The organism is Micromonospora sp. L32, assembly GCF_052068055.1.
GTDB lineage: Bacteria > Actinomycetota > Actinomycetes > Mycobacteriales > Micromonosporaceae > Micromonospora > Micromonospora purpureochromogenes.
On record NZ_JBQHDD010000004.1, the window covers coordinates 62,141 to 84,212 of the forward strand.

General features: G+C 74.5%; 14 protein-coding genes. 4 read left to right on the forward strand and 10 right to left on the reverse strand.

Annotated elements, in window-relative coordinates:
* Positions 1-338: 338 nt before the first annotated feature.
* Together ACTMTB_RS12190 and ACTMTB_RS12195 are read right to left on the reverse strand one after the other, a co-directional pair.
* Entirely contained in the window at positions 339-602 is a 264-nt protein-coding gene (locus ACTMTB_RS12190; protein ID WP_441145100.1) for a DUF6244 family protein, read from the reverse strand.
* A gap of 101 nt (positions 603-703) precedes the next feature.
* Positions 704-949 (reverse strand): winged helix-turn-helix domain-containing protein, encoded by a 246-nt coding sequence (locus tag ACTMTB_RS12195; RefSeq protein ID WP_441145102.1) that lies wholly within the window; start codon positions 947-949, stop codon positions 704-706.
* 448 nt (positions 950-1,397) lie between these two features.
* Between ACTMTB_RS12195 and ACTMTB_RS12200 the strand changes: the two genes are divergently transcribed.
* Positions 1,398-1,571: a hypothetical protein gene (locus tag ACTMTB_RS12200; protein ID WP_441145104.1), complete on the forward strand. Its 174-nt coding sequence runs from the start codon at positions 1,398-1,400 to the stop codon at positions 1,569-1,571.
* Positions 1,572-1,682: 111 nt separating this feature from the next.
* Here ACTMTB_RS12200 and ACTMTB_RS12205 read toward each other — a convergent pair whose 3' ends face one another.
* Positions 1,683-2,417: a hypothetical protein gene (locus tag ACTMTB_RS12205; RefSeq protein ID WP_441145106.1), complete on the reverse strand. Its 735-nt coding sequence runs from the start codon at positions 2,415-2,417 to the stop codon at positions 1,683-1,685.
* Entirely contained in the window at positions 2,418-4,955 is a 2,538-nt protein-coding gene (locus ACTMTB_RS12210) for an FtsK/SpoIIIE domain-containing protein (RefSeq protein WP_441145108.1), read from the reverse strand.
* Positions 4,956-5,146: 191 nt separating this feature from the next.
* On the opposite strand from ACTMTB_RS12210, the gene ACTMTB_RS12215 reads away from it, so the two are divergent.
* Positions 5,147-6,559 (forward strand): alkaline phosphatase PhoX, encoded by a 1,413-nt coding sequence (locus ACTMTB_RS12215; RefSeq protein ID WP_441145110.1) that lies wholly within the window; start codon positions 5,147-5,149, stop codon positions 6,557-6,559.
* A gap of 54 nt (positions 6,560-6,613) precedes the next feature.
* Here the strand turns inward: ACTMTB_RS12215 and ACTMTB_RS12220 are convergent, their stop codons facing one another.
* Entirely contained in the window at positions 6,614-9,292 is a 2,679-nt protein-coding gene (locus tag ACTMTB_RS12220; protein ID WP_441145112.1) for a hypothetical protein, read from the reverse strand.
* Positions 9,293-9,401: 109 nt separating this feature from the next.
* Positions 9,402-10,199: an SGNH/GDSL hydrolase family protein gene (locus ACTMTB_RS12225; RefSeq protein WP_441145114.1), complete on the reverse strand. Its 798-nt coding sequence runs from the start codon at positions 10,197-10,199 to the stop codon at positions 9,402-9,404.
* A gap of 198 nt (positions 10,200-10,397) precedes the next feature.
* Between ACTMTB_RS12225 and ACTMTB_RS12230 the strand changes: the two genes are divergently transcribed.
* Positions 10,398-11,939, forward strand: a complete 1,542-nt coding sequence (locus ACTMTB_RS12230) for a M1 family metallopeptidase (RefSeq protein WP_441145116.1) — start codon at positions 10,398-10,400, stop codon at positions 11,937-11,939.
* Positions 11,940-12,213: 274 nt separating this feature from the next.
* Here the strand turns inward: ACTMTB_RS12230 and ACTMTB_RS12235 are convergent, their stop codons facing one another.
* The 4 genes from ACTMTB_RS12235 to gltB form a co-directional block, all read right to left on the reverse strand.
* Positions 12,214-12,726: a hypothetical protein gene (locus ACTMTB_RS12235; protein ID WP_441145118.1), complete on the reverse strand. Its 513-nt coding sequence runs from the start codon at positions 12,724-12,726 to the stop codon at positions 12,214-12,216.
* 302 nt (positions 12,727-13,028) lie between these two features.
* On the reverse strand, positions 13,029-14,579 hold the full coding sequence (locus ACTMTB_RS12240) for an MFS transporter (protein ID WP_441145120.1): 1,551 nt from the start codon (positions 14,577-14,579) through the stop codon (positions 13,029-13,031).
* A gap of 254 nt (positions 14,580-14,833) precedes the next feature.
* Complete coding sequence (locus tag ACTMTB_RS12245; protein ID WP_441145122.1) at positions 14,834-16,342, reverse strand: glutamate synthase subunit beta; 1,509 nt, start codon at positions 16,340-16,342, stop codon at positions 14,834-14,836.
* Positions 16,335-20,990, reverse strand: a complete 4,656-nt coding sequence (gene gltB, locus ACTMTB_RS12250; protein ID WP_441145124.1) for a glutamate synthase large subunit — start codon at positions 20,988-20,990, stop codon at positions 16,335-16,337. The genes ACTMTB_RS12245 and gltB overlap by 8 nt, the downstream gene beginning before the upstream one ends.
* 146 nt (positions 20,991-21,136) lie before the next feature.
* Here gltB and ACTMTB_RS12255 point away from each other — a divergent pair, with 146 nt between their 5' ends.
* The gene (locus ACTMTB_RS12255) at positions 21,137-21,979 is read left to right on the forward strand and encodes a GNAT family N-acetyltransferase (protein WP_441145126.1); all 843 of its coding nucleotides are present in this window, start codon (positions 21,137-21,139) and stop codon (positions 21,977-21,979) included.
* Positions 21,980-22,072: the final 93 nt, after the last annotated feature.

Consider the following 22,072-nt stretch of genomic DNA (forward strand, 5'->3'; position numbering starts at 1 on the left):
GCCGAAATCGATCAGCGGATTTCGACGTCGCAGGACATTACCCGTAGCGAATGGGTATCGCCACCACCAATCCGGCCCGGACCGGCGGCGACAGCGCGCCGCCGTGGCGCGACTCCTCGCTCCACCAGGGCATTCGCGGATCTGCGCCCACGTCGGTGGCGGCGTCGACCGATGCGAAGATAGGGGTTGGCGGAGGCCTTCGGCGAATTGGCCGGGAAACCACGCTCATTGGTCGCGAACCCGCCAGGATATGGGCAGGAGCGCAGGCGGCACCGCCCCGTTCCGGATCAGTTATCCGACACCGGGGCGCGCCATTGCCGGGCCGGGCGGGGCCGGGCTCAGCTGCCCAGCGCCCGTACCTTGGCGATGGTTTCCTGGACCTGCTGGCTGGCCGGCCCGGCACCCTGGGCCGCCTGGATCAGCGCCTGCCGGTAGGCGTCCAGCATCCCGATCAGCGGTCCGGCCGCGACCCCTTCCAGGGCACCGGCGACCAGTTCCCGCGCCTCGGCGGCGTCCTGCGCCGCGGCGGCGGTCTTCGCCTTCGCCTCGTCCAGCTTCTGCGCCGCCGCCGCCAGCCTGGCGATGACCTGTGCTGCGCTCACGCGCCCTCCCCTGGTCGTCCCGGGCCAACCGGCGTGAACCACAATGGAGGGTACGAGATGCCACGCCCTCCGGCGATCACACGACGACGGCCGATTGTCGACTACCGCTCGGCGACGAACACGCCGACGCCGCCGACTCCCTCGACGAGCCTCTCGATCTTGAGCGCGTTGATTGCCTGCCGGACGACGATGGCCGATACATTGTGCTGACGGCACAGCTCGGACGTCGATGGCAGCTTGTCTCCCGGCGCGAGTTCGCCGGACTGGATCTGGGCGCGGATGCCGTCGGCTATCTGCGCCCACTTGGCTTTGGCGGGCATAGGTGTCTCCCAGGTCTGCACCGCCATTTGATCACGTGAAACTTTGTATAGCAAGCAATGTCTGGTCCACTGCTTGCGCTTACATGACCTGTTATATATCTCTGTTTCGGCCGGCTCCCAGGTCTGCAAACCGGTGTTGGTCCTTCCCCACCGCACAGAGCGCCCGGTCGGCCGGTCCCCCTGGACGGCCGGGCGTGCCGGGCCCCGCCCGCGCGCAGCGCCCACGCTGAAGCGATCCCCCACAAGGAACCGCCACCGGATGGGAGCACCCGATGCAAGACCAACCCGACGAGAACCGCTCCATGAACGGGGACGAGGACCGGACGGGTGGAACACCATGGGTGTCACACGGCTCCGGTGACACCCATGGTGTTCCACCGACCGGCCGCGCGCGTCCTGCACCCACCGGAACGACCGGGCGGGGCGACCAGGCGGCGACCACCCACCCGAGCGGCCCGGCCACCCGCAGCGGCTGGTGTCCGCACAGGACGTCGAGGACGCCGACGACATCCTCTTCGCCCATCCCCCGCGCGTGGTCACCCGGTGGCTCTGCGGCTGCGGCGAGGACTACCCCTGCCCCGACGTGCGCTTCGCCCGGCTGGTCAGGGCCGTCCACGCCACCGACACCGGCGTCGACGACAACCGGTGAACGCCGGCGACCTGCGCCCGGGCCGTGCGACGAGCAGCGGGCGGCGCGGTACCGGCTGGCGCACCACGACGGCACGCTGAACGCCCTGCGCGCGGGCCGGGCCGGGCGCGGTCAGCGCAGGAAACGGACCAGCAGCAGGCTGGCGCAGTACGCGGTCGGCACCAGCGCGACGCAGATGACGAAGCCGAGCGGGACGAACCGCGGCGGCTCCACGGTGGCCAGGGCGGGCCGCGCCCAGCGGCCGAGGATCAGCCAGCCGGCGGCGAAGGAGAGCACCGGCAGCCCGGCGCAGATCCAGGCGCCCAGGGTGAAGCCGCTGACCAGCCCCACGCCGGAGGCGACCACCAGGACCAGCATGAGCAGCACGCCTGCGGCGGCGCAGGCGACGTAGACGGCCACCGCCCGGGCCGCCGGCGACCAGGTCGGCAGCAGCTCCGGCCGGGCGGCGAGGGCCTCGACCTCGCGGGTCCGCAGGTCGGCCTCGTCGACCAGCCGGCGGGCCTCCTCCAGCACGACGCCCGGATCGGCGTCCGGGTCGACGTCCGGGTCGGCGTCCGGGTCGACGGCGCCGGTGGCGACCGGGGAGCCGGTGCCGGCATCCGGCCCGTCCGAAGCGGCCGCGGTGGCCGCGGTGGCCGCGGTGGCCGCGGTGGCCGGCGGAAGACCGATCGCCTCGCCGAGCTGGTCCAGCCGCTGGCCCTGGGCGGCGAGCCGCTGGCCGACCTGCGCCACCCCGGCGTGCAGCCGCCGCCGACGCTCCGCCTCGGCGGCGGCGCCCCGCTCGCCCTCGCGTACCTGCACGGAGAGCTGGCGCACCGCGGCGGCGTACTCGTCGAAGGTGGACACTCAGCGCTCCTCGTCCTCGGGCCGGTACTCGGGGCGGACGAACGGCACGATCAGCGCGGTCCGCTGCGCGTGCCGGTCCACCAGCAGCGCCCGGTCGGCCCGCGGGGTGTACGCCAGATCGGTGACGCCGAGGTGCAGGCCGAGGTCGGCGCCGGGCACGTTGAGGGCCACCAGGCAGGCCACGTCGTCGCGGTTCTGCGAGCCGCCGAGGTCGTCGGCGAGCCGGCGCAGCCCGCGCCACCAGCCGAGCAGGTGCACCAGGTGGCCGGGGCCCTGGCGCAGCAGCGCCCGCAGGTCGTCGTGGCCGGAGCGGAAGGTGTCCGGGTCGGTCCGGGCGAGGGTGGCGCCGGCCGCGTCCACCCCGAAGACCACCAGGTACGTCCGGCCCCGCTGCCCCGGGTCGGCGGCGAGTTCGCCGATCCGCCCGCGTAGCCCGGCCGCGTCGACCACGGTGACCGGGTGCCCGGCCGTCTTGATCCCGGCGGCGGTCTCGTCGGCCAGCTCGTCGGCGGCCTCGACCAGCGGCGCGAGCACGAACTCCGCATCGCCCGGGGCGTGCTGGCGGGCCAGGCTCAGCGCGGCGGCCCGCAGCACGTGCGCCCCGGTCGCCGCAGTGCCCACCACGGCAAGGTGCCGCCCGGGGGCGGCGTCCAGGGCGAACCGGGCGGGGCTGCCCGCCACGTCGACCGTGCGGCCGACCAGCACCGACGGGCGGCGCGCGCCGGGCCGCAGCGCGGCGGCGGCCGGCTCGTCCTCCAGGTGCGCCGGCTCGTAGCCGCGGAAGACCGCCGGCGGCGGCCAGCCCTCCGGCCGGTCGTCCCAGAGTTCGTAGCGCAGCCGGGCGACCTGCCGGGCGTCGGCGTGCGCGTCGGGGAAGCGGACCAGCACGTCGGCCCCGGGCGCGCCGGCGGCGGTGTTGACCACGGCGGTGCCCACGGGGCCGGCGGTGCCGGTCGCGGCGCGGGGACCGAGCACGGCCTCGCCGCCGGGCAGCGCCACCCGCAGCGCGAACTGCCCGAAGAGCGTCTCGGCGCGGCCGTAGAGGGCCTCGACGCCGGTGGTGCTCTGGCTGGCCAGCACCAGGTGCACGCCGTACGAGCGGCCCTTGCGGGCCAGTTCCTCCAGCAGGTCGACGGCTTCCCGGGCCAGCCGGTCGTTGCCGGCGAGCAGCACGTGGAACTCGTCCACCACGGTCACGATCCGGGGCACCGCCGCGTCCGCCGGCAGGTCGGCGAGCTTGGTGATCCCGTGCCGCTTGAACTCCTCGGCCCGGCGGCCCAGTTCCCGGCGCAGCTCGCGGAGCACGGCGAGGCCGTACTCGCGGTCGGACTCGACGCCGACGGTGCGGGCGTGCGGCAGGAACGACGGGTCCCGTTCGGTGGGCACGAACTCGGTGAAGCTGACGCCCTCCTTGAAGTCGAGCAGCCAGAGCTGGAGGTCGGCCGGGGAGTAGCGGGCGGCCAGTCCATAGAGGACGTCGACGAGGAAGACGGTCTTGCCGGCGCCGGTGCGCCCGCCGACCAGCCAGTGCGGGGTGGCGTCGTCGAAGGCGAGGGTGACCGGCTCCCGCCCGGCCCGGCCCACCACCGTGCGCAGCCCGGCCCGCGCGGACTCCGTCCAGCGCCGCTCGGGCAGCAGGTCCGCGACGTGCAGCGCCGCGTCGCGCCGCACGGCTGCGGCCAGCCGCCCGGCGAGCGAGCGGACGGCCTCCTGTGGCGGGTCGCCGTCGAGCAGCACGGGTACGGCCAGCCCGGTGCCGTCGTCGCCGAACGGGTACCCGGGCGGGTCGCCGACCCAGGCGTACCGCTCGTCGAGCCGCAGCGTGGTGGTGGCGCCCAGCGGTGGGGCCTGCCCGGGCGGCGCCACGGGATGGCCGGCGAGCAGCACGCAGACCGCGGCGGCGGGCCCGGCGTGGGTGAGCGCGGCGAGCCGGGCCAGCTCGCGCGGGGCCGGCACCGAAGCGGCCACCACCAGCAGCAGCTCGTGGTCGTCGCGGTCGGCCTGCTGGGCGGCGCGGGCGTGCGCCTCGGCGGCGTCGAGCAGCGCGACGATCTCGGCCTCGGTGGTGGCGGTCGCGCCGAGCACGCCGGCGTCGCGCAGCGGCCGCAGCGGCAGGAAGGTGGCACCCAGCGCGGCCGGGTCGATGCCGACCACCCGGACGGCGCCGGGCGGGGCGGTGGCCAGCAGTCGCAGCACCAGCACCCGCAGCAGCACCGCCACCCGGGGGTCGCGGGCGTCGGCGCTGATCGCCAGGTGCCGGCCGGCGCCCAGCGGCAGCAGCAGCGGAAACCGGCCGTCGGCGGTGGTGGCGTCGCCGACGCGCACCGGCGCGGGTTCGCCGGCCGGCCGGGTCGCCGGCGCGGTGGGGGCGGTCAGGCCGGCGGCGAGGCGGCCGAGCCGGGCGACGAGGTCGACGGTGCGTTCCGGCACGGGCTGCCCGGCCAGCCGGTCGAGCAGCGCCCGGGCCCGGGTCCACCGGTCACGGGCCCGCCGGTGGGCGGTGACCGCCTGGCCGTACGCCGACGCGAGCCTGCCCACCGTCTGCTCCCCCACCACGTCCGTCCGGTCGAGGGAACCCTAACGGAGCCGGGCCGGCGACGCACCAGGCGTCGCGGGTGAGCCGTTGGTCCACTGTTCACCTGCCGGTCCGCCGCCGCGCCGCCGGGTGTTCCGCCGGTCCGGATTGCCTGCTGGCGGACGACATGGTGAAAGAACTGGAAGGTGACGACGTGACCTCCTCCCCCATCTCCCGCCGCAACCTGCTGCGCAGCGGCGCGGCCGGCGGCCTCGGCATCGTGGTGGCCGGCAGCCTGGAGGCGATCGCCGGACCGGCCGCCGCCCGGGCCGCCTGCCGCCCGGCCGTCGGCTACGGCGAGCTGGTCCCGGACCCGGCCGGCCTGCTGGCGCTGCCGCCCGGCTTCTCGTACACAATCGTGGCGCAGGCGGGCAGCACGCTGCTGGAGAGCGGCCACCCGACCCCCAGCGATCCCGACGCCAACGGCTGCTTCCGGTCCCCCACCGGTTCGGTGCTGGTGAACAACCACGAAATCGGCGGCAGCGAGCCGTACCCGGTGCCGGCGCTGCCGGGCCTCACCTACGACCCGGGCGCCCGGGGCGGCACCACCACCATCGAGGTGGACGCCGCGGGGCGGCGGCTGCGTGAGTACGTCAGCGTGGCCGGCACCCACAACAACTGCGCCGGCGGGATCACCCCGTGGGGCACCTGGCTGACCTGCGAGGAGACCGAGCAGCGAGCCGGCGGGAGGTTCCTCAAGGACCACGGGTACGTCTTCGAGGTGGACCCGCACGACCGGGAGCAGAACCTCGACCCGGTGCCGCTGACGTTCCTCGGCCGCTACGCCCACGAGGCGGTGGCGGTCGACCCGTACACCCACTCGATCTTCCTCACCGAGGACGCGGGCGGGCCGAACGGCCTGTACTTCCGGTGGACGCCGCCGTCGGGCTTCCGGGGCGGCAAGGGCGCGCTGCGCGCCCTTGCCCTGCGCCCCGACAGCGGCACCGCCGGCGAGCTGCAGGCGATGAACTGCTTCCAGGACAGCCGGCACATCGCCGACCTGTCCGAGGCGACCACCCCGGGCACCCGGTACAAGGTGCGGTGGATGGACGTGCCGGACCGGGACGCGAAGACCGTCTCGGTGCGCAAGCAGTTCACCGACGAGCAGGTGACCCGCAGCCGCAAGCTGGAGGGCGCCTGGTGGGCCGACGGGGGTGCGTACTTCGTCGCCAGCTTCGCCCGGCATGCCGACGGCAGCGTCAACGAGCACGACGGCCAGGTCTGGTTCTACGACCCGCGCTCGGAGACGGTCACCCTGAAGACCATCTTCGGGGTCAACCCGGACCCGTCGGTCGCGGGCGGCTACGACGGACCGGACAACATCACCGTCTCGCCCTACGGCGGGGTGATCCTGGCCGAGGACGGCGACGGACTGTCCCACCTGGTCGGGGTGACCGCGCAGGGCAAGGCGTACCCGCTGGCCCGCAACGAGCTCAACGACAGCGAGTTCGCCGGCCCGACCTTCAGCGCGGACGGCACGGTGCTGTTCGCCAACATCCAGTCCCCCGGCTACGTCTTCGCGATCACCGGGCCGTGGGGGCGGCCGAGCAACGCCGACCCGGCCTGATCCCGGCGGCGGCTGCGGCCGGCGTCCCCGACCGGGACGCCGGCCGCCCGGCCCTCACGCGGGACGGCACGCCGGATCGGGCGGGCCGTCGGCGGCGCCGCAGTGGTACACCTCCACCGGCTCCGCGGCCACGTCGGGCACCTCCGCCACCCGCAGCAGCGCGATCCGCTTCGCGACCGGCTCACCGGAGTCCGGGGCGTACCGGACCACCCCGGCGACGCCCGGGTAGCCGCCGGCGGCGTTCTGCCGCAGCACCTCGGCGTGCACGCCGGCCGGGTTGACCGCGCGGGGTTCCCAGCGCCGGCCGGTGTCGGCGTGCCGCAGCCGGGCGGCGAGGCTCTCCAGGGCCCGCACCATCATCATCGACGCGTCGTAGGCGAGGCTGACCCGCTCCCCGACCGGCGGGCCGGCGTCGTCCCGGCAGCGCGGCGGCTCCAGCAGGTCGTCGGCGCGCACCCAGCTCAGGAAGGTGCCCCGGGCGTCGTCGCGGCGGGCCTGCGCGGCCCGCAGCGCGCCGCAGGTGGCCAGGGCGGCCTTCGACACGTACGTCACCGGCAGGTTGCCGGGCGCGCTGGCCCGCAGCCCGGGGTTGGCCATGTAGCGGTTCACCGAGTCGTCGGCGAGCAGGTGCCGGGGCGGGTTCGCGCCGCACTCCTTGAGCGCGCGCAGGAACCCGTCGAACTCCGACCAGCGGCCGGCGAAGACCAGCACGCCGGGGTAGCCGCACTCCTGGGTCAGCCGCCGCCCGGTACGCCACTCGTCCAGCCGGGTGAGCCGGTCGCCGAAGCGTTCCCGCAGGCCGTCGACGAGGGTGGAGACGTAGAGGTCGTCGGCGAGCGAGCTGCCCTCCCCGGTGGTGTGGTACACGTGCGCCTCGGTCACCTTCAACACCTGCCGGGCGTACGTCTCCAGCATCCGGGCCTGGTCGGAGTTGGGCGCCGACATCTGCAGGTAGAGGCTGGAGTTCTGGTCCATCCGGTCGGCCGACAGGGTGGGCGCCAGCACCGGCAGGCCGACCCGGTTGAGCTCCCGCAGCGCGGCGGCGGTGCTGGTCCGGCTCTCCACCAGGCCGACCACGCCGAGCAGGGTGGGGTCGTCGCGGGCCAGACCCTCCAGCATGGTCACCGCCCGGCCGGCGTGGCGCATCTGCCGGCCGCCATTGGCGACGACGATGTGCAGCAGGGCGGCGCCGTCCGCGGCGGCGGACTCCTTGAGCAGGGCGTACTGGGCGGTCGCCATGCCCTCCAGCTCCTCCCGCTCGGAGACGTAGGACTCCTCGTCCGCGCGGGTCCGGTTGCCGGTCAGCGAGCCCAGGTAGACCAGGGTCAGGTACGGACGGCGGTGCTCGCTGCGCCGCCAGACCTCCTCGGCGGCGCGGTTCTGCGCGAAGATCCGCCGTTGCACCGCCCGGAGCCGGTCCTGGCCGGGGTCGCTGTTGAAGAGCTGCCCCGCGCTGTCGCTGTAGCCGACGCACTCACCATCGACCATCTGCACCCGGACCTGCCCAGTGAGGGACGGGTGACAGTCGGGCGCCCACCGTCGGTCGGCCCACGCCCCGGCGGCCAGCAGCAGCACCAGGACCACCGCCGCCGGCAGGAAGCGCCGCGACCACCAGGGCGGGTCCGGCGCCACCAGCGCCCGGGGGGTGACCCCAGGCGGGGGTACGACGTCCCCGGCGTCCAACCGCAGGACGAGCAGCCAGGCGGCGGCCCGGCGCAGTCGCCGGGTCTCCGGCAGCGCCTCGGCCCACTCCTCGTACGCCTCGTCGGCCTCGCGCAGCGCGCGGGTGGCGGGCAGTTCCGGCGGCGGCTCGTCGGCGACCGCCACCACCAGCAGCGGGTCGTTGCGACCGGTCTCGTTGCGGACGTCGTTGAGCAGCCGGACCAGGGTGTGCCCGACGGTGCCCACGGCGACCCCGTCGAGCAGCAGCACCGGGTACGCGGTGCGGCGCCAGTCCCCCGGCCGCCAGAACCGCCGGCGGTACGCCTGCCGCAGGTCCTCCAGGAAGGCGTGCAGCAGCAACTTGTCCACCTGGGCCGGCTGTTCACCGTCCCGCCAACCGGCGGTGAGGCGTTCGGCGAAGCCGAGGAAGGTCACCGACTGCCGGGGCGCGAGGTACTGCTGCCGCATGAACCACCGGTAGCGCCGACCGACCACCGGCACCCGCCCGGAGACGGCGATCCGGAACACCGCGCTGGGCACCGCGCGGCGCAGCAGCCAGAGCAGCACCTGCAGGGCGGTGCCGAAGCCCGACTCGCCGGTCACCGGGGGTTCCTCGGCGGAGCGCCGGCCCCGCCGGTCGCGCAGCCGCCGCACCAGCGCGGCCCGGCCGCTGTCGGCGGCGTCGACGCCGTCGGCGAGGGTCTGGTGCATCAGCCAGTCGGCCAGCGGGTAGTGCCGGAACCGCAGCCGGGCGGTGCCGAACGCCTCCAGGGACAGCTGCCGGTGCAGCTCGCGCAGCACGGCGGGGATGTCGTCGGCGCCGGGCCGGGTGGCCGGGTCGAGCACGGCGTGCGGCACCCGGCGGCCGGCGCCCTGGCCGACGAAGCGGCGCAGCAGCCCGGCCACGTCGCCGGCGCCGGCCGCGCGGACCAGCCAGAGCAGCGGCAGCCGCCGGTCACCGCGCCGGGGCCGGCGCAGCAGCCGGGCCAGCAGGGAGAGCAGCTCCGGCCCCCCGGTGGGGAGCCGGTCCTGGGCCGGCCGGGGTCGCTGCCGGGTGGTTGGTTCTCGCATTGCGCACCTCCGCCGGGTCCGGGCAGCCACGGACTCTCCATTGTCGGCGATGGATGCAACGGCGGCCGGCGGCCCGGGTACGGGACCGCCGGCCGCCGGGGCGCGTCGGTCAGCCGAGCACCGCGTTCAGCGCCGGCAGGTAGCCGTACCGGTAGCCGGCGGCGTTCGGGTGGTAGGCCTCGATGACCCCGGAGACGTCCCGGATCCACGGGTCGGCGGCGCAGACCCCGTGACCGGCGAAGAAGGGACGGGTATCGGCGAAGGTGGCGCTGGCCGCGCGGGCCCGGTCGGCGATGACCGTGGCGAGCAGGTCGGCGGCCTCGTTGAGGATGGTGCGCTTGTACGTGCTCATGGCCAGCAGACCGCAGTAGTTGGTCTCGAACAGCCGCGGGTAGCCGAGGACGACGAGCCGGGCGTTGGGGGCCCGGCTGCGGATGGCGGCGTAGGTGGCGTCGAGCCGGCCGGGCAGTGTCGAGGTCGCGAAGCTCTTGGACTCGTTGACCGCGTTCACGCAACTGGTGGTGCTGCCGAACCGGCAGCTGGTGATGACATCGGCGAAGCCGGCGTCGTTGCCGCCGATGGTGACGGTGACCAGCGTGGTGCTGGCGCTCAGCGAGTTGACCTGGCTGTTGATCACGTCGGCGGTGACCGCGCCGCCGCAGGCCGGGAACCGGAAGCTGGTCACCGCGTTGGCGGCGGCCCAGAGCGGGGCGTACGACTTCTCGCTGCGCAGGCAGGTGGAGAGGTCGTACGGGCCGGCGCCGACCCCGGAAGAGTAGGAGTCGCCGAGGGCGACGTAGTTGACGGTGGCCGCCTGGGCGGTGCCGGGGACGAGCACGACGCCGAGGACGGTGGCGAACAGGGCGACCAGCGCGGTGACGGCGCGGGCCAGGGCGCGGTGGGGCATCAGGGACCTCCACGGAGCAGGGGTGGTGGGATCCTCGTGACCGCGCGCTGGCCAGGGGTGTGGGTCTTGTTACTAGCGAGTAATACTATCGAAACATTTAGATCAAGTGAACAGCTGATCTCGTCGGGCGGGGCGGACACGTTCACAAACGTCGATTAGGTTCGTCCTGCGAACACCCCGACGGAGGGAGTCCACCTCGTGCGACGTGTTTTCACGGCGGCCATCGCCGCCCTGACCGTCACCACCGCCGGCACCCTGGTGACCGGCACCCCCGGCCAGGCCGCCCTACCGGGTTGGGGCCGGCCGGTCCCGGTCGCCGCCGCACCGGCGCCCGGCAGCCCGGGCCTGGGCGACAGCTACTTCCCCGACTACGGCAACGGCGGGTACGACGTCAGCCACTACGACGTCCGCCTGCGCTACGAGCCGGCCACCGACCGGCTCACCGGCACCACCACCATCCTGGCGACGGCCACCCAGGACCTGTCCCGCTTCAACCTCGACTTCCTGCTCGACGTGGAGTCCGTCCGGGTCAACGGCTGGTCGGCCGCGCACACCCGCGAGGGCACGCACGAGCTGGTGGTCACCGCGCCGCGCGCCATCGTGAAGGGCCAACTGCTGACCATCGTGGTCAGGTACTCCGGCGTGCCGTCGGAGACCCTGGTCGGTGGCTACACCGGTTGGACCCGGACTGACGACGGCGCGCTGGCGGTCAACGAGCCCGAGTCGGCCTGGTGGTGGTTCCCGGCCAACGACCACCCGCTGGACAAGGCCACCTTCGACATCTCGGTGTCGGTGCCCACCGGGGTCGAGGTGATCAGCAACGGCGTGCAGCCCCGCCCGCCGCTGGCCGAGCCCGGCAACCGGATGCGGTGGGGCTGGCGCAGCACCAAGCCGGCCGCCACCTACCTGGCGTTCCTGTCGATCGGCCAGTACGACATCGTCACCGACACCGCGCCGAACGGGCAGCCGGTGATCAACGCGTACAGCGCCACGCTGGGCGAGCGCGGGCCGGCCGCGCGGGCCAGCATCGAGCGGACCGCCGAGATCGTCGACTGGGCGAGCGGGCTGTTCGGGCCGTACCCGTTCGAGGCCCAGGGCGGCGTCGCCGGGCCGATCGACGGCATCGGCTTCGCGCTGGAGACGCAGACCCGCCCGGTGTACGGGCCGGGCTTCTGGCGCCGCGGCGCGAACACCTACGTGGTGGTGCACGAGAACGCCCACCAGTGGTTCGGCGACTCGGTGTCCGTCGCGCAGTGGCGGGACATCTGGCTCAACGAGGGCTTCGCCTCGTACGCCGAGTGGCTCTGGTCGGAGGAGCAGGGCGAGGGCACCGCGCAGGAGCTCTTCGACTTCACCTACGCCGCCTATCCCGAGGACTCCGGGTTCTGGCAGGTGCGGCCGGGTGACCCGGGCGCCGACCGGGTCTTCGACGACGCGGTCTACGACCGGGGCGCGATGGCGCTGCACCAGCTCCGGCTGGCCGTCGGCGACGAGGCGTTCTTCGAGATCCTGCCGGCCTGGACCGCCGAGCACCGGTACGGCAACGGCACGGTGGCGCAGTTCCAGGCCCTCGCGGAGCGGATCTCCGGACTGGACCTGGACGAACTCTTCACCACCTGGCTGTTCACCGCCGGCCGTCCGGAACTGACCACGGCCGCCCGCGCAACGGCGGCGGCCGCCCCGGCGCAGCCGAAGTCGTGGACGAAGATCCGCGAGGCGCACCAGCTCCTGCAACGCTGACCCCCGGCCCGGCCGGGTGCCCGCCCCCCTTCCGGGGGGCCGGGTACCCGGCCGGTGCGCCGTTTCGGCGGCGACGCCTCGCCGGGCGGGCGCAGGTTGCGCGAACACCCGGGCGCGCGGCACCGCTCGGCGCGGAAGCCGCTCGGGGCAGGGCCGATGGGCGCGGAGGCCGGCAGGTGCAGAGGCCGCTCGACGCGAGGGCTGCCTTGGGCGCACACCGTCAAGGACGCTACCGACCTGATGACGTAGCCGACTCACGGCGCCTGGAGGGGCGTCAGGCCGTCGGCGCCGACACCGGCGGCGCGCCGGCGGCCTCGATCGCCCGGATGTGCCGGTAGGCGAACCAGAGCGGTGGGAAGGCGCCGACCGCGAAGGAGAGGTCGACCAGCGTCCAGAACCACGGGATGTCCCGGATCGGCCCGCAGATCAGCGCCAGCGGCACGATCCCGGCGCAGGCGATCATGCCGAGCTGTACCACCCAGACGTTGCGCACCGGATCCCGTAGCGGTCCCCAGAAGGCCACCGCCAGCACCAGGTGGGCGAAGGCGAGCCAGTCGGTGCCGTAGAGCATGAACGGGTAGCGGTCGTCGGTCTCCACCAGCCCGGTGTGCACCCGCTCGATCCAGCCGACCAGCGCCGGCAGGTCGTCGGCGAGCGGGTCGAGCGCGCGCAGCAGCCAGCGCACCTCGATCTCCAGCGGGAACGCCGTCGCTCCACTGAGGAAGAGACCCACCAGCACGATCCACAGCCACCGGCGGATCCGCCGCAGCCGCTCCTCGGTATCCATGGCCGGAGCGTAACGATGATCTTCGCGCCGCTCGGTCCCGTGGACGCCTTATCCACCGGCGAACCTCATGACCTGGCTCACCACGCCCGGTGACTCCACCAGGAACGGCCACGCGGCCACCGGAGGAATCCGCATCGCCACCCTGAATCGTCTACGACATCAGGTCCGTAGCGTCCGGACACCGCTCGGGGTCGCACCGGGTGAGGTCCCGGCGCAGCCGGGTCGGCGGGCTCGCCCGAGGCAGGTGTGCAGGCGACACCGACAGTCCTTCCGCCCGCGCCCTGCCCCGGCGTCGAGCCGCCTCAGGGCAGGCAGTCGCCCGGGGGCGCCTCGATCAGGGCCGCGCCGCCGGCCAACCGGGGGCGCGGGCGGGACCGGGCCGGCGCCCCGCCGGCGCAGTCGGCTGCGGCCCGGACCAGTCGGCTGGACGGCAGCCGCCCCGCCCCCGGCCGGCGCACCGCCGCCGGGTACCAGCCGGGCGGCGGGCTCCCCGCCGGGCGGGGCGTCGTGGCCGGGCGGGCGGTCGCCACGGGCCGGGTCGCGGGCCGGACGACGCGGGTGGCGATGGCGGCGACCCGGCGGGCCGGGCGGCGCACCACGGGCGCGGCCAGCACCAGGGTGACCCGGCGGCGCAGCCGGTGGTCGCGCAACCCGTCGAGGGCGACGCCCGCGGCGGCCGTGGCGACGGCCGCCACCGCGCCGGCCAGCACCAGGGTCTGCCGGGGGCCGGCGTGCTCGGAGAGCCAACCGAGCAGGGGCGCGCCGACCGCCGCGGAGACCGAGCCGGTCACCGCCAGGGCGGCCAGCACCCGACCGCGCATGGCGTAGTCGGTGTCGAGCTGGGCGCGGGCGCCGACCGTGGTGTCGATGACCACCGCCGCCGCGGCCACCGGCAGGATCACCGCGGCGAAGCTGACCGTGCCGGGAGCCAGCCCGGCGGCGATCTGCAGCACGCTGGCCAGCAGGCCGGCGCAGATCAGCACCCCGTAGCCCAGCTCGCGGCGCCGGGCCGCCACCAGCGCGCCCAGCACCGTGCCGACCGCGAAGACGGTGGAGAGCACGCCGTAGCCCGACGCCCCGGCGGCCAGCGGGCCGTCACTCATCGCCGCCATGGTCACCTGGTAGTTGCGGCCCAGGCTGCCCAGCACGAACGACAGCGCCAACGCGACCAGCACCACCGGCTGGCGCAGCAGGTAGCGGAAGCCGGCCCGGATGCCGCCGTCCGCCGGCACCGCCTCGGCCGCCGCCGGCTCGCCGGTGTGCCGCTCCCCCTCGCGTACGGCGAACAGGGCGCCGACCACCGCGACGAAGCTGGCCGCGTTGACGGCGAAGAGCAGTGCGGGGCCGACGGCGGCGACCACGACGGCGCCGGCGCTCATGCCGAGGATGCGGCCGGCGGAGTTGGTCAGCGAGCCGAGCGCGAGGGCGTTGCCGAGGTCCTCCCGGTCGACCAGCGTCGAGGACCAGCGGCCCGACACCGGCCCTTCGATCGCCGACACCGCCCCGGTCACCAGCGCGATCGCGTAGATCGCCGGGAGGCCGCCGACGCCGGTGACGGCGACCACCGCCAGTCCCGCGGCGAGCAGAGCGTGTACCGCCTGGGCGGCGATCAGCACCGGCCTCGCCCGCAGCCGGTCGGCCAGCGCCCCGCCCCAGACGCTGAGCAGCAGCGTCGGCAGGGCCTGGAGCAGGACGGCCAGGCCCATCGAGGTCGCCGAGCGGGTCTCCTCGAGCACGTACCAGTTGACGCCGAGCACCTGCATCCAGGTCCCGATCACCGATACGAAGCCGGCACCGGCCCAGATCCGGTAGTTGCGGTGACGCAGTGCGGCGAACGTGCTTCCGAGGGCCACGGGGGCCTCCCCGTCCAGACGACGACATGACGAAGCCGAACCCACGGCGGGTTCGGCAGCGGCCAAGTCTGCCGCGCGCTAAACCGATTTGCGGCTTTCGTGAGCGGACTCACCGGGTCGACGGCGCCGGCGTGGGGCACGCCCCGCCAGCCCGGCAGGACCCGGGACGGACCGGACGCCGACGACGGACACCCCGGTCGGGACGGGCGCGTCCGGACCGGGGCGTCGGTGCGGCGGGGTCACCGCCGGGGTCGTCAGCGGGCGGCGAGCGGCTGCCGCGCCGGGTCCACCGGGGCCGGCAGCTCGCCGACCCCACCGAGGTAGGTGTGGATCGCCGCGGCGGCGGCCCGCCCCTCGGCGATGGCCCAGACGATCAGCGAGGCGCCCCGGTGCATGTCACCGGCGACGAAGACGCCGTCGGCGTCGGTCTGCCAGTCGGGCCGGGCGTCGACCGCGCCCCGGGTGTTGCGGCGCACCCCGAACTGCTCCAGCAGTGGCTGCTGCTCGGTGCCCTCGAAGCCGATGGCGAGCAGTACCAGGTCGGCCGGGAGTTCGCGCTCGGAGCCGGGCAGCGGGGTGACGATCCGCCGGCCGTCCCGCTTCTCGACGCTGACCTCGGCGATCCGTACGCCCTTGACCTGGCCGGTGCCGTCGTCGACGAACTCCTGCACCGCGACGGCGAAGACGCGCTCGCCGCCCTCCTCGTGCGCCGGGTAGCTGCGCAGCACCCACGGCCAGGTCGGCCACGGGTCGCGGGCGGCGTCCCGGGTCTGCGGGGGCTCCGGGTAGAGGTCGAGCTGGTGCACCCCGGCGGCGCCCTGCCGGTGGGCCACCCCGAGGCAGTCCGCGGCGGTGTCCCCACCGCCGATGATCACGACGTGCTTGCCGGCGGCGTCGATCGGGGTGCCGTCGGACAGCACGGCGAGGGCCGGTCGCCCGTCGCCGGCCGCCGCCACCACGCGGTTGGCGGCGACCAGGTGCGCCATCGCCTGGTGTACGCCGCGCAGCTGCCGCCCGGGGGTCTCCGGGGTGTCCCGGCCCTGGAGCGCGCCGCAGGCCAGCAGCACCGCGTCGTGCTCGGCGCGCAACTGCTCGGCGGTGACGTCCACGCCGACGTCCACCCCGGTGCGGAACTGGACGCCCTCGGCGGCGAGCTGGGCCAGCCGCCGGTCGATGTGCTGCTTCTCCAGCTTGAAGTCGGGGATGCCGTACCGGAGCAGGCCACCGATCGCGTCGTCGCGCTCGTACACGGTCACCGCGTGACCGGCGCGGGCGAGCTGCTGCGCGGCGGCGAGGCCGGCGGGGCCGGAGCCGACCACGGCGACCGACCGGCCGGTCGGCGCCGGCACCGGGCGGGGCCGCAGCCCGCCCCGGGCCACCGCCGCGTCGGCGATCTCCACCTCGACCTGCTTGATGGTGACCGGCTGCCCGCCGCCGATGCCGAGCACGCAGGCGGCCTCGCAGGGCGCCGGGCAGAGCCGGCCGGTGAACTCCGGGAAGTTGTTGGTGGCGTGCAGCGACTCCACCGCGGCGTCCCAGTTGCCGGTGCGGACCAGGTCGTTCCAGTCCGGGATGCGGTTGCCCAGCGGGCAGCCGTCGTGGCAGAACGGGATGCCGCAGTCCATGCACCGGGTGGCCTGCTCGCGGATCAGCTCCTCGCCGGCCGGCGGGTAGACCTCGCGCCAGTCGCTGATCCGCACCGGCACCGGGCGGCGCGCCGGCAGCCGCCGGTCGTAGCGCAGGAAACCGTTCGGGTCAGGCACGAGCCACCTCCTGGGCCGCCACCCGCGGGGCGGGCGGCACCGGCGCGGTCAGCGCAGACATGACCGCGTCGTCGACGTCACGGCCGGCGGCTTCGGCGGCCCGCATGATCTCCATCACCCGGCGGTAGTCCCGGGGGACCACCGCGGTGAACTCCTCCACCGCCTCCGGCCAGCGCTTGAGCAGCTCCGCGCCGAGGACCGAGTCGGTCTCCGCGACGTGCCGCTGCACCAGCTCGTGCAGCAGGTCGCGCTCGGCGTCGCGCAGCGACACCAGGTCGACCAGCTCGGCGTTGACCCGGTCGGTGTCCAGCCGGTGCACGTACGCGGTGCCGCCGGACATGCCGGCGGCGAAGTTGCGGCCGGTCTCGCCGAGCACCACCACGGTGCCGCCGGTCATGTACTCGCACCCGTGGTCGCCGACGCCCTCGACGACGGCCACCGCGCCCGAGTTGCGCACCGCGAAGCGCTCCCCCACCCGGCCGCGCAGGAACAGCTCGCCGCCGGTGGCTCCGTACAGGATGGTGTTGCCGGCGATGATCTGGTCCTCGGCCCGCGCCCCGGCGGCGGCCTCCGGGTCGGCGAACGGCGCGGCGGCGTCCGGGCGGACGACGATCCGGCCACCGGAGAGCCCCTTGCCGACGTAGTCGTTGGCGTCGCCGTGCAGCCGCAGGGTCACCCCGCGCGGCAGGAACGCGCCGAAGGACTGGCCGGCGGTGCCGCGCAGCACGAACTCGATCGTGTCGTCGGGCAGGCCGGCGCCGCCGAAGCGGCGGGTGACCTCGCCGCCGAGCATCGCGCCGACGCTGCGGTGCTCGTTGCGCACCGCCACCTCGACCCGGACCGGGCTGCCGTCGCGCAGCGCCGGCTGCGCCAGGGCGATCAGCTCGTTGTCCAGGGCCAGTTCCAGGCCGTGATCCTGGGCCCGCACGCCGCGCCGGGCGGCGTCCGCCGGCAGCTCCGGCACGTGCAGTACGCGCCCGAGGTCCAGCCCGTGCGCCTTCCAGTGCTGCACCGCCGGGGCGACGTCGAGCAGCTCGGCGTGCCCGATCGCCTCGTCGATGCTGCGGAAGCCCAGCTCGGCGAGGTAGCCGCGGACCTCCTCGGCGAGGAAGAGGAAGAAGTTCTCCACGAACTCCGGCTTGCCGGTGAACCGCTCGCGCAGCACCGGGTTCTGGGTGGCGATGCCGACCGGACAGGTGTCCAGGTGGCAGACCCGCATCATCACGCAGCCCTCGACGATCAGCGGGGCGGTGGCGAAGCCGAACTCCTCGGCGCCGAGCAGCGCCGCGACCAGCACGTCCCGGCCGGTCTTGAGCTGGCCGTCGACCTGCACGGTGACCCGGTCGCGGAGCTTGTTGAGCAGCAGCGTCTGCTGCGCCTCGGCCAGGCCCAGCTCCCATGGGGTGCCGGCGTGCTTGAGGGAGTTCAGCGGGGACGCGCCGGTGCCGCCGTCGTGCCCGGAGATCAGGATGACGTCGGCCTTGAGCTTGGCGACGCCGGCCGCGACGGTGCCCACGCCGACCTCGCTGACCAGCTTGACGTGCACCCGGGCGGCCGGGTTGACGCACTTCAGGTCGTGCACCAGCTGGGCGAGGTCCTCGATCGAGTAGATGTCGTGGTGCGGCGGCGGGGAGATCAGGCCGACGCCCGGGGTGGCGTGCCGGGTACGGGCGATCCACGGCCAGACCTTGTTGCCGGGCAGCTGCCCGCCCTCGCCGGGCTTGGCGCCCTGCGCCATCTTGATCTGGAGGTCGTCGGCGTTGACCAGGTATTCGCTGGTCACGCCGAAGCGACCGCTGGCGATCTGCTTGACCGCGGAGCGGCGGGCCGGGTCGTACAGCCGCTCGACGTCCTCGCCGCCCTCGCCGGTGTTGGACTTGCCACCGAGCCGGTTCATCGCGATGGCCAGGGTCTCGTGCGCCTCCGCCGAGATCGACCCGTACGACATGGCGCCGGTGGCGAACCGCTTGACGATCTCGGTGGCCGGCTCGACCTCGTCGATCGGCACTGCCGGGCGCACCCCGGTACGCAGGGTGAACAGCCCGCGCAGCGAGCCGGCCCGCGCGGCCAGCTCGTCGACCTTGGCGGTGTACTGCCGGAACACGTCGTACTGGCGGCTGCGGGTGGCGTGCTGGAGCAGGAAGACCGTCTCCGGGTTGAACAGGTGCAGCTCACCCTCGCGGCGCCACTGGTACTCGCCGCCGACCTCCAACCGGTCGGAGGTCTCCGCGCCCGCCGCCGGCCAGGCCAGCGCGTGCCGGGCGGCCACCTCGGCGTGGATCTCGTCCAGCCCGATGCCGCTGATGGTGCTGGGGGTGCCGCGGAAGTAGCGCTCCACCAGCCGGGTGTGCAGCCCGACCGCCTCGAAGACCTGCGCACCGCAGTACGACGACACCGTCGAGATGCCCATCTTCGACATGATCTTCAGGACGCCCTTGCCGAGCGCCTTGACGTAGTTGCGGATCGCCTTGCCGGGGTCCACGCCGACCAGCGCGCCGGTGGAGATCATGTCCTCGACCGACTCGAAGGCCAGGTACGGGTTGACCGCCGCCGCGCCGTACCCGATCAGCACGGCCGCGTGGTGCACCTCGCGGCAGTCGCCGGACTCGACGATCAGCGCCACCTGGGTACGGGTCTGCTCGCGGACCAGGTGCTGGTGCACCGCCGCGGTGAGCAGCAGCGACGGGATCGGCGCCAGGTCGGCGTTGGAGTCCCGGTCGGAGAGGACGAGGATCCGCACGCCGTCCTCGATCGCCTCCGAGACGTGCCGGCAGATCTCGGTCAGCCGGGCCTTGATGCCGGCGCCGCCGTCACGGACCCGGTAGAGCCCGGAGACCCGGACGGCCTTGAAGCCGGGCAGGTCGCCGTCCTCGTCGATGGAAAGGATCTTGGCCAGCTCGTCGTTGTCGATCACCGGGTACGGCAGCACGATCTGCCGGCAGCTCGCCGGGCCCGGGTCGAGCAGGTTGCCCTCCGGGCCGATGGTCGACGACAGGCTGGTCACCAGCTCCTCGCGGATGGCGTCCAGCGGCGGGTTGGTGACCTGGGCGAAGAGCTGGTGGAAGTAGTCGTAGAGCAGCCGCGGCCGGGTCGACAGCGGGGAGATCGGGGTGTCGGTGCCCATCGAGCCGAGCGGCTCCGCGCCGAGCCGGGCCATCGGCGCGAGCAGGATCTTCAGCTCCTCCTCGGTGTAGCCGAAGGTCTGCTGGCGGCGGCGTACCGAGTCGTGGGTGTAGACGATGTGCTCGCGCGGCGGCAGGTCGGTCAGGTCGATCAGCCCGGCGTGCAGCCACTCGGCGTACGGCCGGGCGGCGGCCAGCTCGGCCTTGATCTCGTCGTCCTGCACGATCCGCCCGTTGACGGTGTCGACCAGGAACATCCGGCCCGGCTGGAGCCGCCCCTTGGCGACCACGGTGGCAGGGTCGAGGTCGAGCACGCCCGCCTCGCTGCCGAGCACGACGAGTCCGTCGGAGGTCCGCCACCAGCGGCCCGGGCGCAGCCCGTTGCGGTCCAGCACCGCGCCGACGATCTCGCCGTCGGTGAAGGCGACCGAGGCGGGCCCGTCCCAGGGCTCCATCAGGCTGGCGTGGAACCGGTAGAAGGCCCGCTTGTCCGCCCGCATGCCCGGGTCGTTCTCCCAGGCCTCCGGGATCATCATCAGCACCGCGTGCGGCAGGCTCCGCCCGGCCAGGTGCAGCAGTTCGAGGACCTCGTCGAAGTTCGCCGAGTCGGAGGCGCCCGGGGTGCAGACCGGGAAGATCCGCCGGATGTTGCCGGGGATCTCGGGGCTGCGCAGCAGCGCCTCCCGGGCCTGCATCCAGTTCCGGTTGCCGCGGATGGTGTTGATCTCACCGTTGTGCGCGATGAACCGGTACGGGTGGGCCAGCGGCCAGGACGGGAAGGTGTTGGTGGAGAACCGGGAGTGCACCAGCGCGATCGCGCTTTCCACCCGCTCGTCGGTCAGGTCCGGGAAGTACGCCGGCAGCTGGTCCGGGGTGAGCATGCCCTTCCAGGTCATGGTCCGGGAGGACAGCGACGGGAAGTATGCCGGCACGCCCCGCTCGGCGCTCTCCCGCTCGGCCTGCTTGCGCACGCAGAACGCCACCCGGTCCAGGTCGAGGCCGGTCAGCGGCGAGCCGGCCGGACCGGCCGGGGTGTCGGTGAGCCGGTGCGCGGCCAGGAAGAGCTGACGGATCCGGGGCATCGCCGCGAGCGCCGTCTCGCCCAGCCCGCTCGGGTCGACCGGCACGTCCCGCCAGCCGAGCAGGTCGGCCCCCTCCACCAGGGCGTACTTCTCCACCACCTGCCGGGCGCGGGCCTCCGCCGCGTCGTCGTCGGGGAGGAAGACCAGGCCGGTGGCGTACTGGCCGACCGGCGGCAGCGGGAAGTCGACCACCGCGCGCAGGAAGGCGTCCGGGACCTGGATCATGATCCCGGCGCCGTCACCGGTGTTGTGTTCCGCGCCCCGGGCGCCCCGATGGTCCAGGCGACAGAGCGCGCCGAGGCCGCCCGCCACCACCGCGTGGGAGCGCCGGCCGTGCAGGTCCGCGACGAAGGCCACGCCGCACGCGTCGTGCTCGTTGGCGGGGTCGTAGAGACCGGCCGGGGGCGGGGCCGACTGCGGGCTGTGAGGGTACGGAAAGGCCACCGGGCCTCCTGTCGTCACTCAGGTTGGATCATGGTCGGGACGACGTCGGCCCTTGGCGGTTTATTGAGTCTACGTTAGGGAGACCCGCGCAAGGCCAGTGCAGATTGATCACACCTTCCAGACTCTGGGACAGGTAGTCTCGCGCGGTGGATCCCCTGCGCAGCGAAATCCTCGCCCGGCTGGAACGCTTCTACGACGCGGTGCCCCGCGACGTCGCACGCGGCGAGGAGCACGGCGCGCTAGTCCTCTTCGTGCGGGAAGGGGTCGGCTGGCCGTTCTACGCCCGACCCCGCCTCGACGCCACCGCACCCCCGTCGCTGGCCGACGTGACCGCCGTCCGCGAGCGGCAGCGCGAGCTGGGCCTGCCCGAGGCCCTGGAATGGGTGCACGAGACCACGCCCGACCTGCTGGCGGTGGCCCGGGCGGCGGGGCTGAGCGTGCTGGAGGCGCCGCTGATGGTGCTCGACCCGGCCGCCCTGCCCGACCCGGCGACGCTCACCGACGTACCGGTGCGGGTGCTGGACCCGGACGCGCCCGGCTTCGCCGCCGACGTGGCCGCCCGCCGCGCGGTCGCCGCGGTCGGTTTCGCCGCCGCCGGCACGGCCCGCGGCGACGCGGGCCCGGCGGAGCGGGACGCGGCGATCACCGAACTGGACGTGGCGGCGCTGGACGAGGAGCGGACCCGGCTCGCCGACGGCCGCCGGCTGTCGGTGCTGGCCGGCACGTCCGAGGAGGGGGCGCTGGCCAGCGGGATGGCGATGCGGGTCGACGACGTGGCCGAGATCGCCGGGGTGGCCACCCTGCCGGCCGCCCGCCGCCGGGGCCTCGGCGCGGCGGTCACCGCCACCCTCGCCGACGAACTGCTGGCCGCCGGCACCGACCTGGTCTTCCTCTCCGCCGGCAGCGAGGAGATCGCCCGGGTCTATCTCCGGGTCGGCTTCCGCCGCGTCGGCACCGCCTGCATCGCCGAACCCACCGCCCTCATCTGACTCCCGACCCCCCGGCCTCCGGCCGCCTACGTTGATCATCAGGTTGGCGGCGCGACACGCCGGGCGGCGTCAAGTGGTGAGTGCAATCGTCAG

What these genes read in the sequence shown, in the direction of transcription:
- ACTMTB_RS12220 (WP_441145112.1), bottom strand. Translation starts at nt 9,292, where the DNA reads ATGCGAGAACCAACCACCCGGCAGCGACCCCGGCCGGCCCAGGACCGG.
- ACTMTB_RS12195 (WP_441145102.1), bottom strand. Translation starts at nt 949, where the DNA reads ATGGCGGTGCAGACCTGGGAGACACCTATGCCCGCCAAAGCCAAGTGG.
- ACTMTB_RS12225 (WP_441145114.1), bottom strand. Translation starts at nt 10,199, where the DNA reads ATGCCCCACCGCGCCCTGGCCCGCGCCGTCACCGCGCTGGTCGCCCTG.
- ACTMTB_RS12235 (WP_441145118.1), bottom strand. Translation starts at nt 12,726, where the DNA reads ATGGATACCGAGGAGCGGCTGCGGCGGATCCGCCGGTGGCTGTGGATC.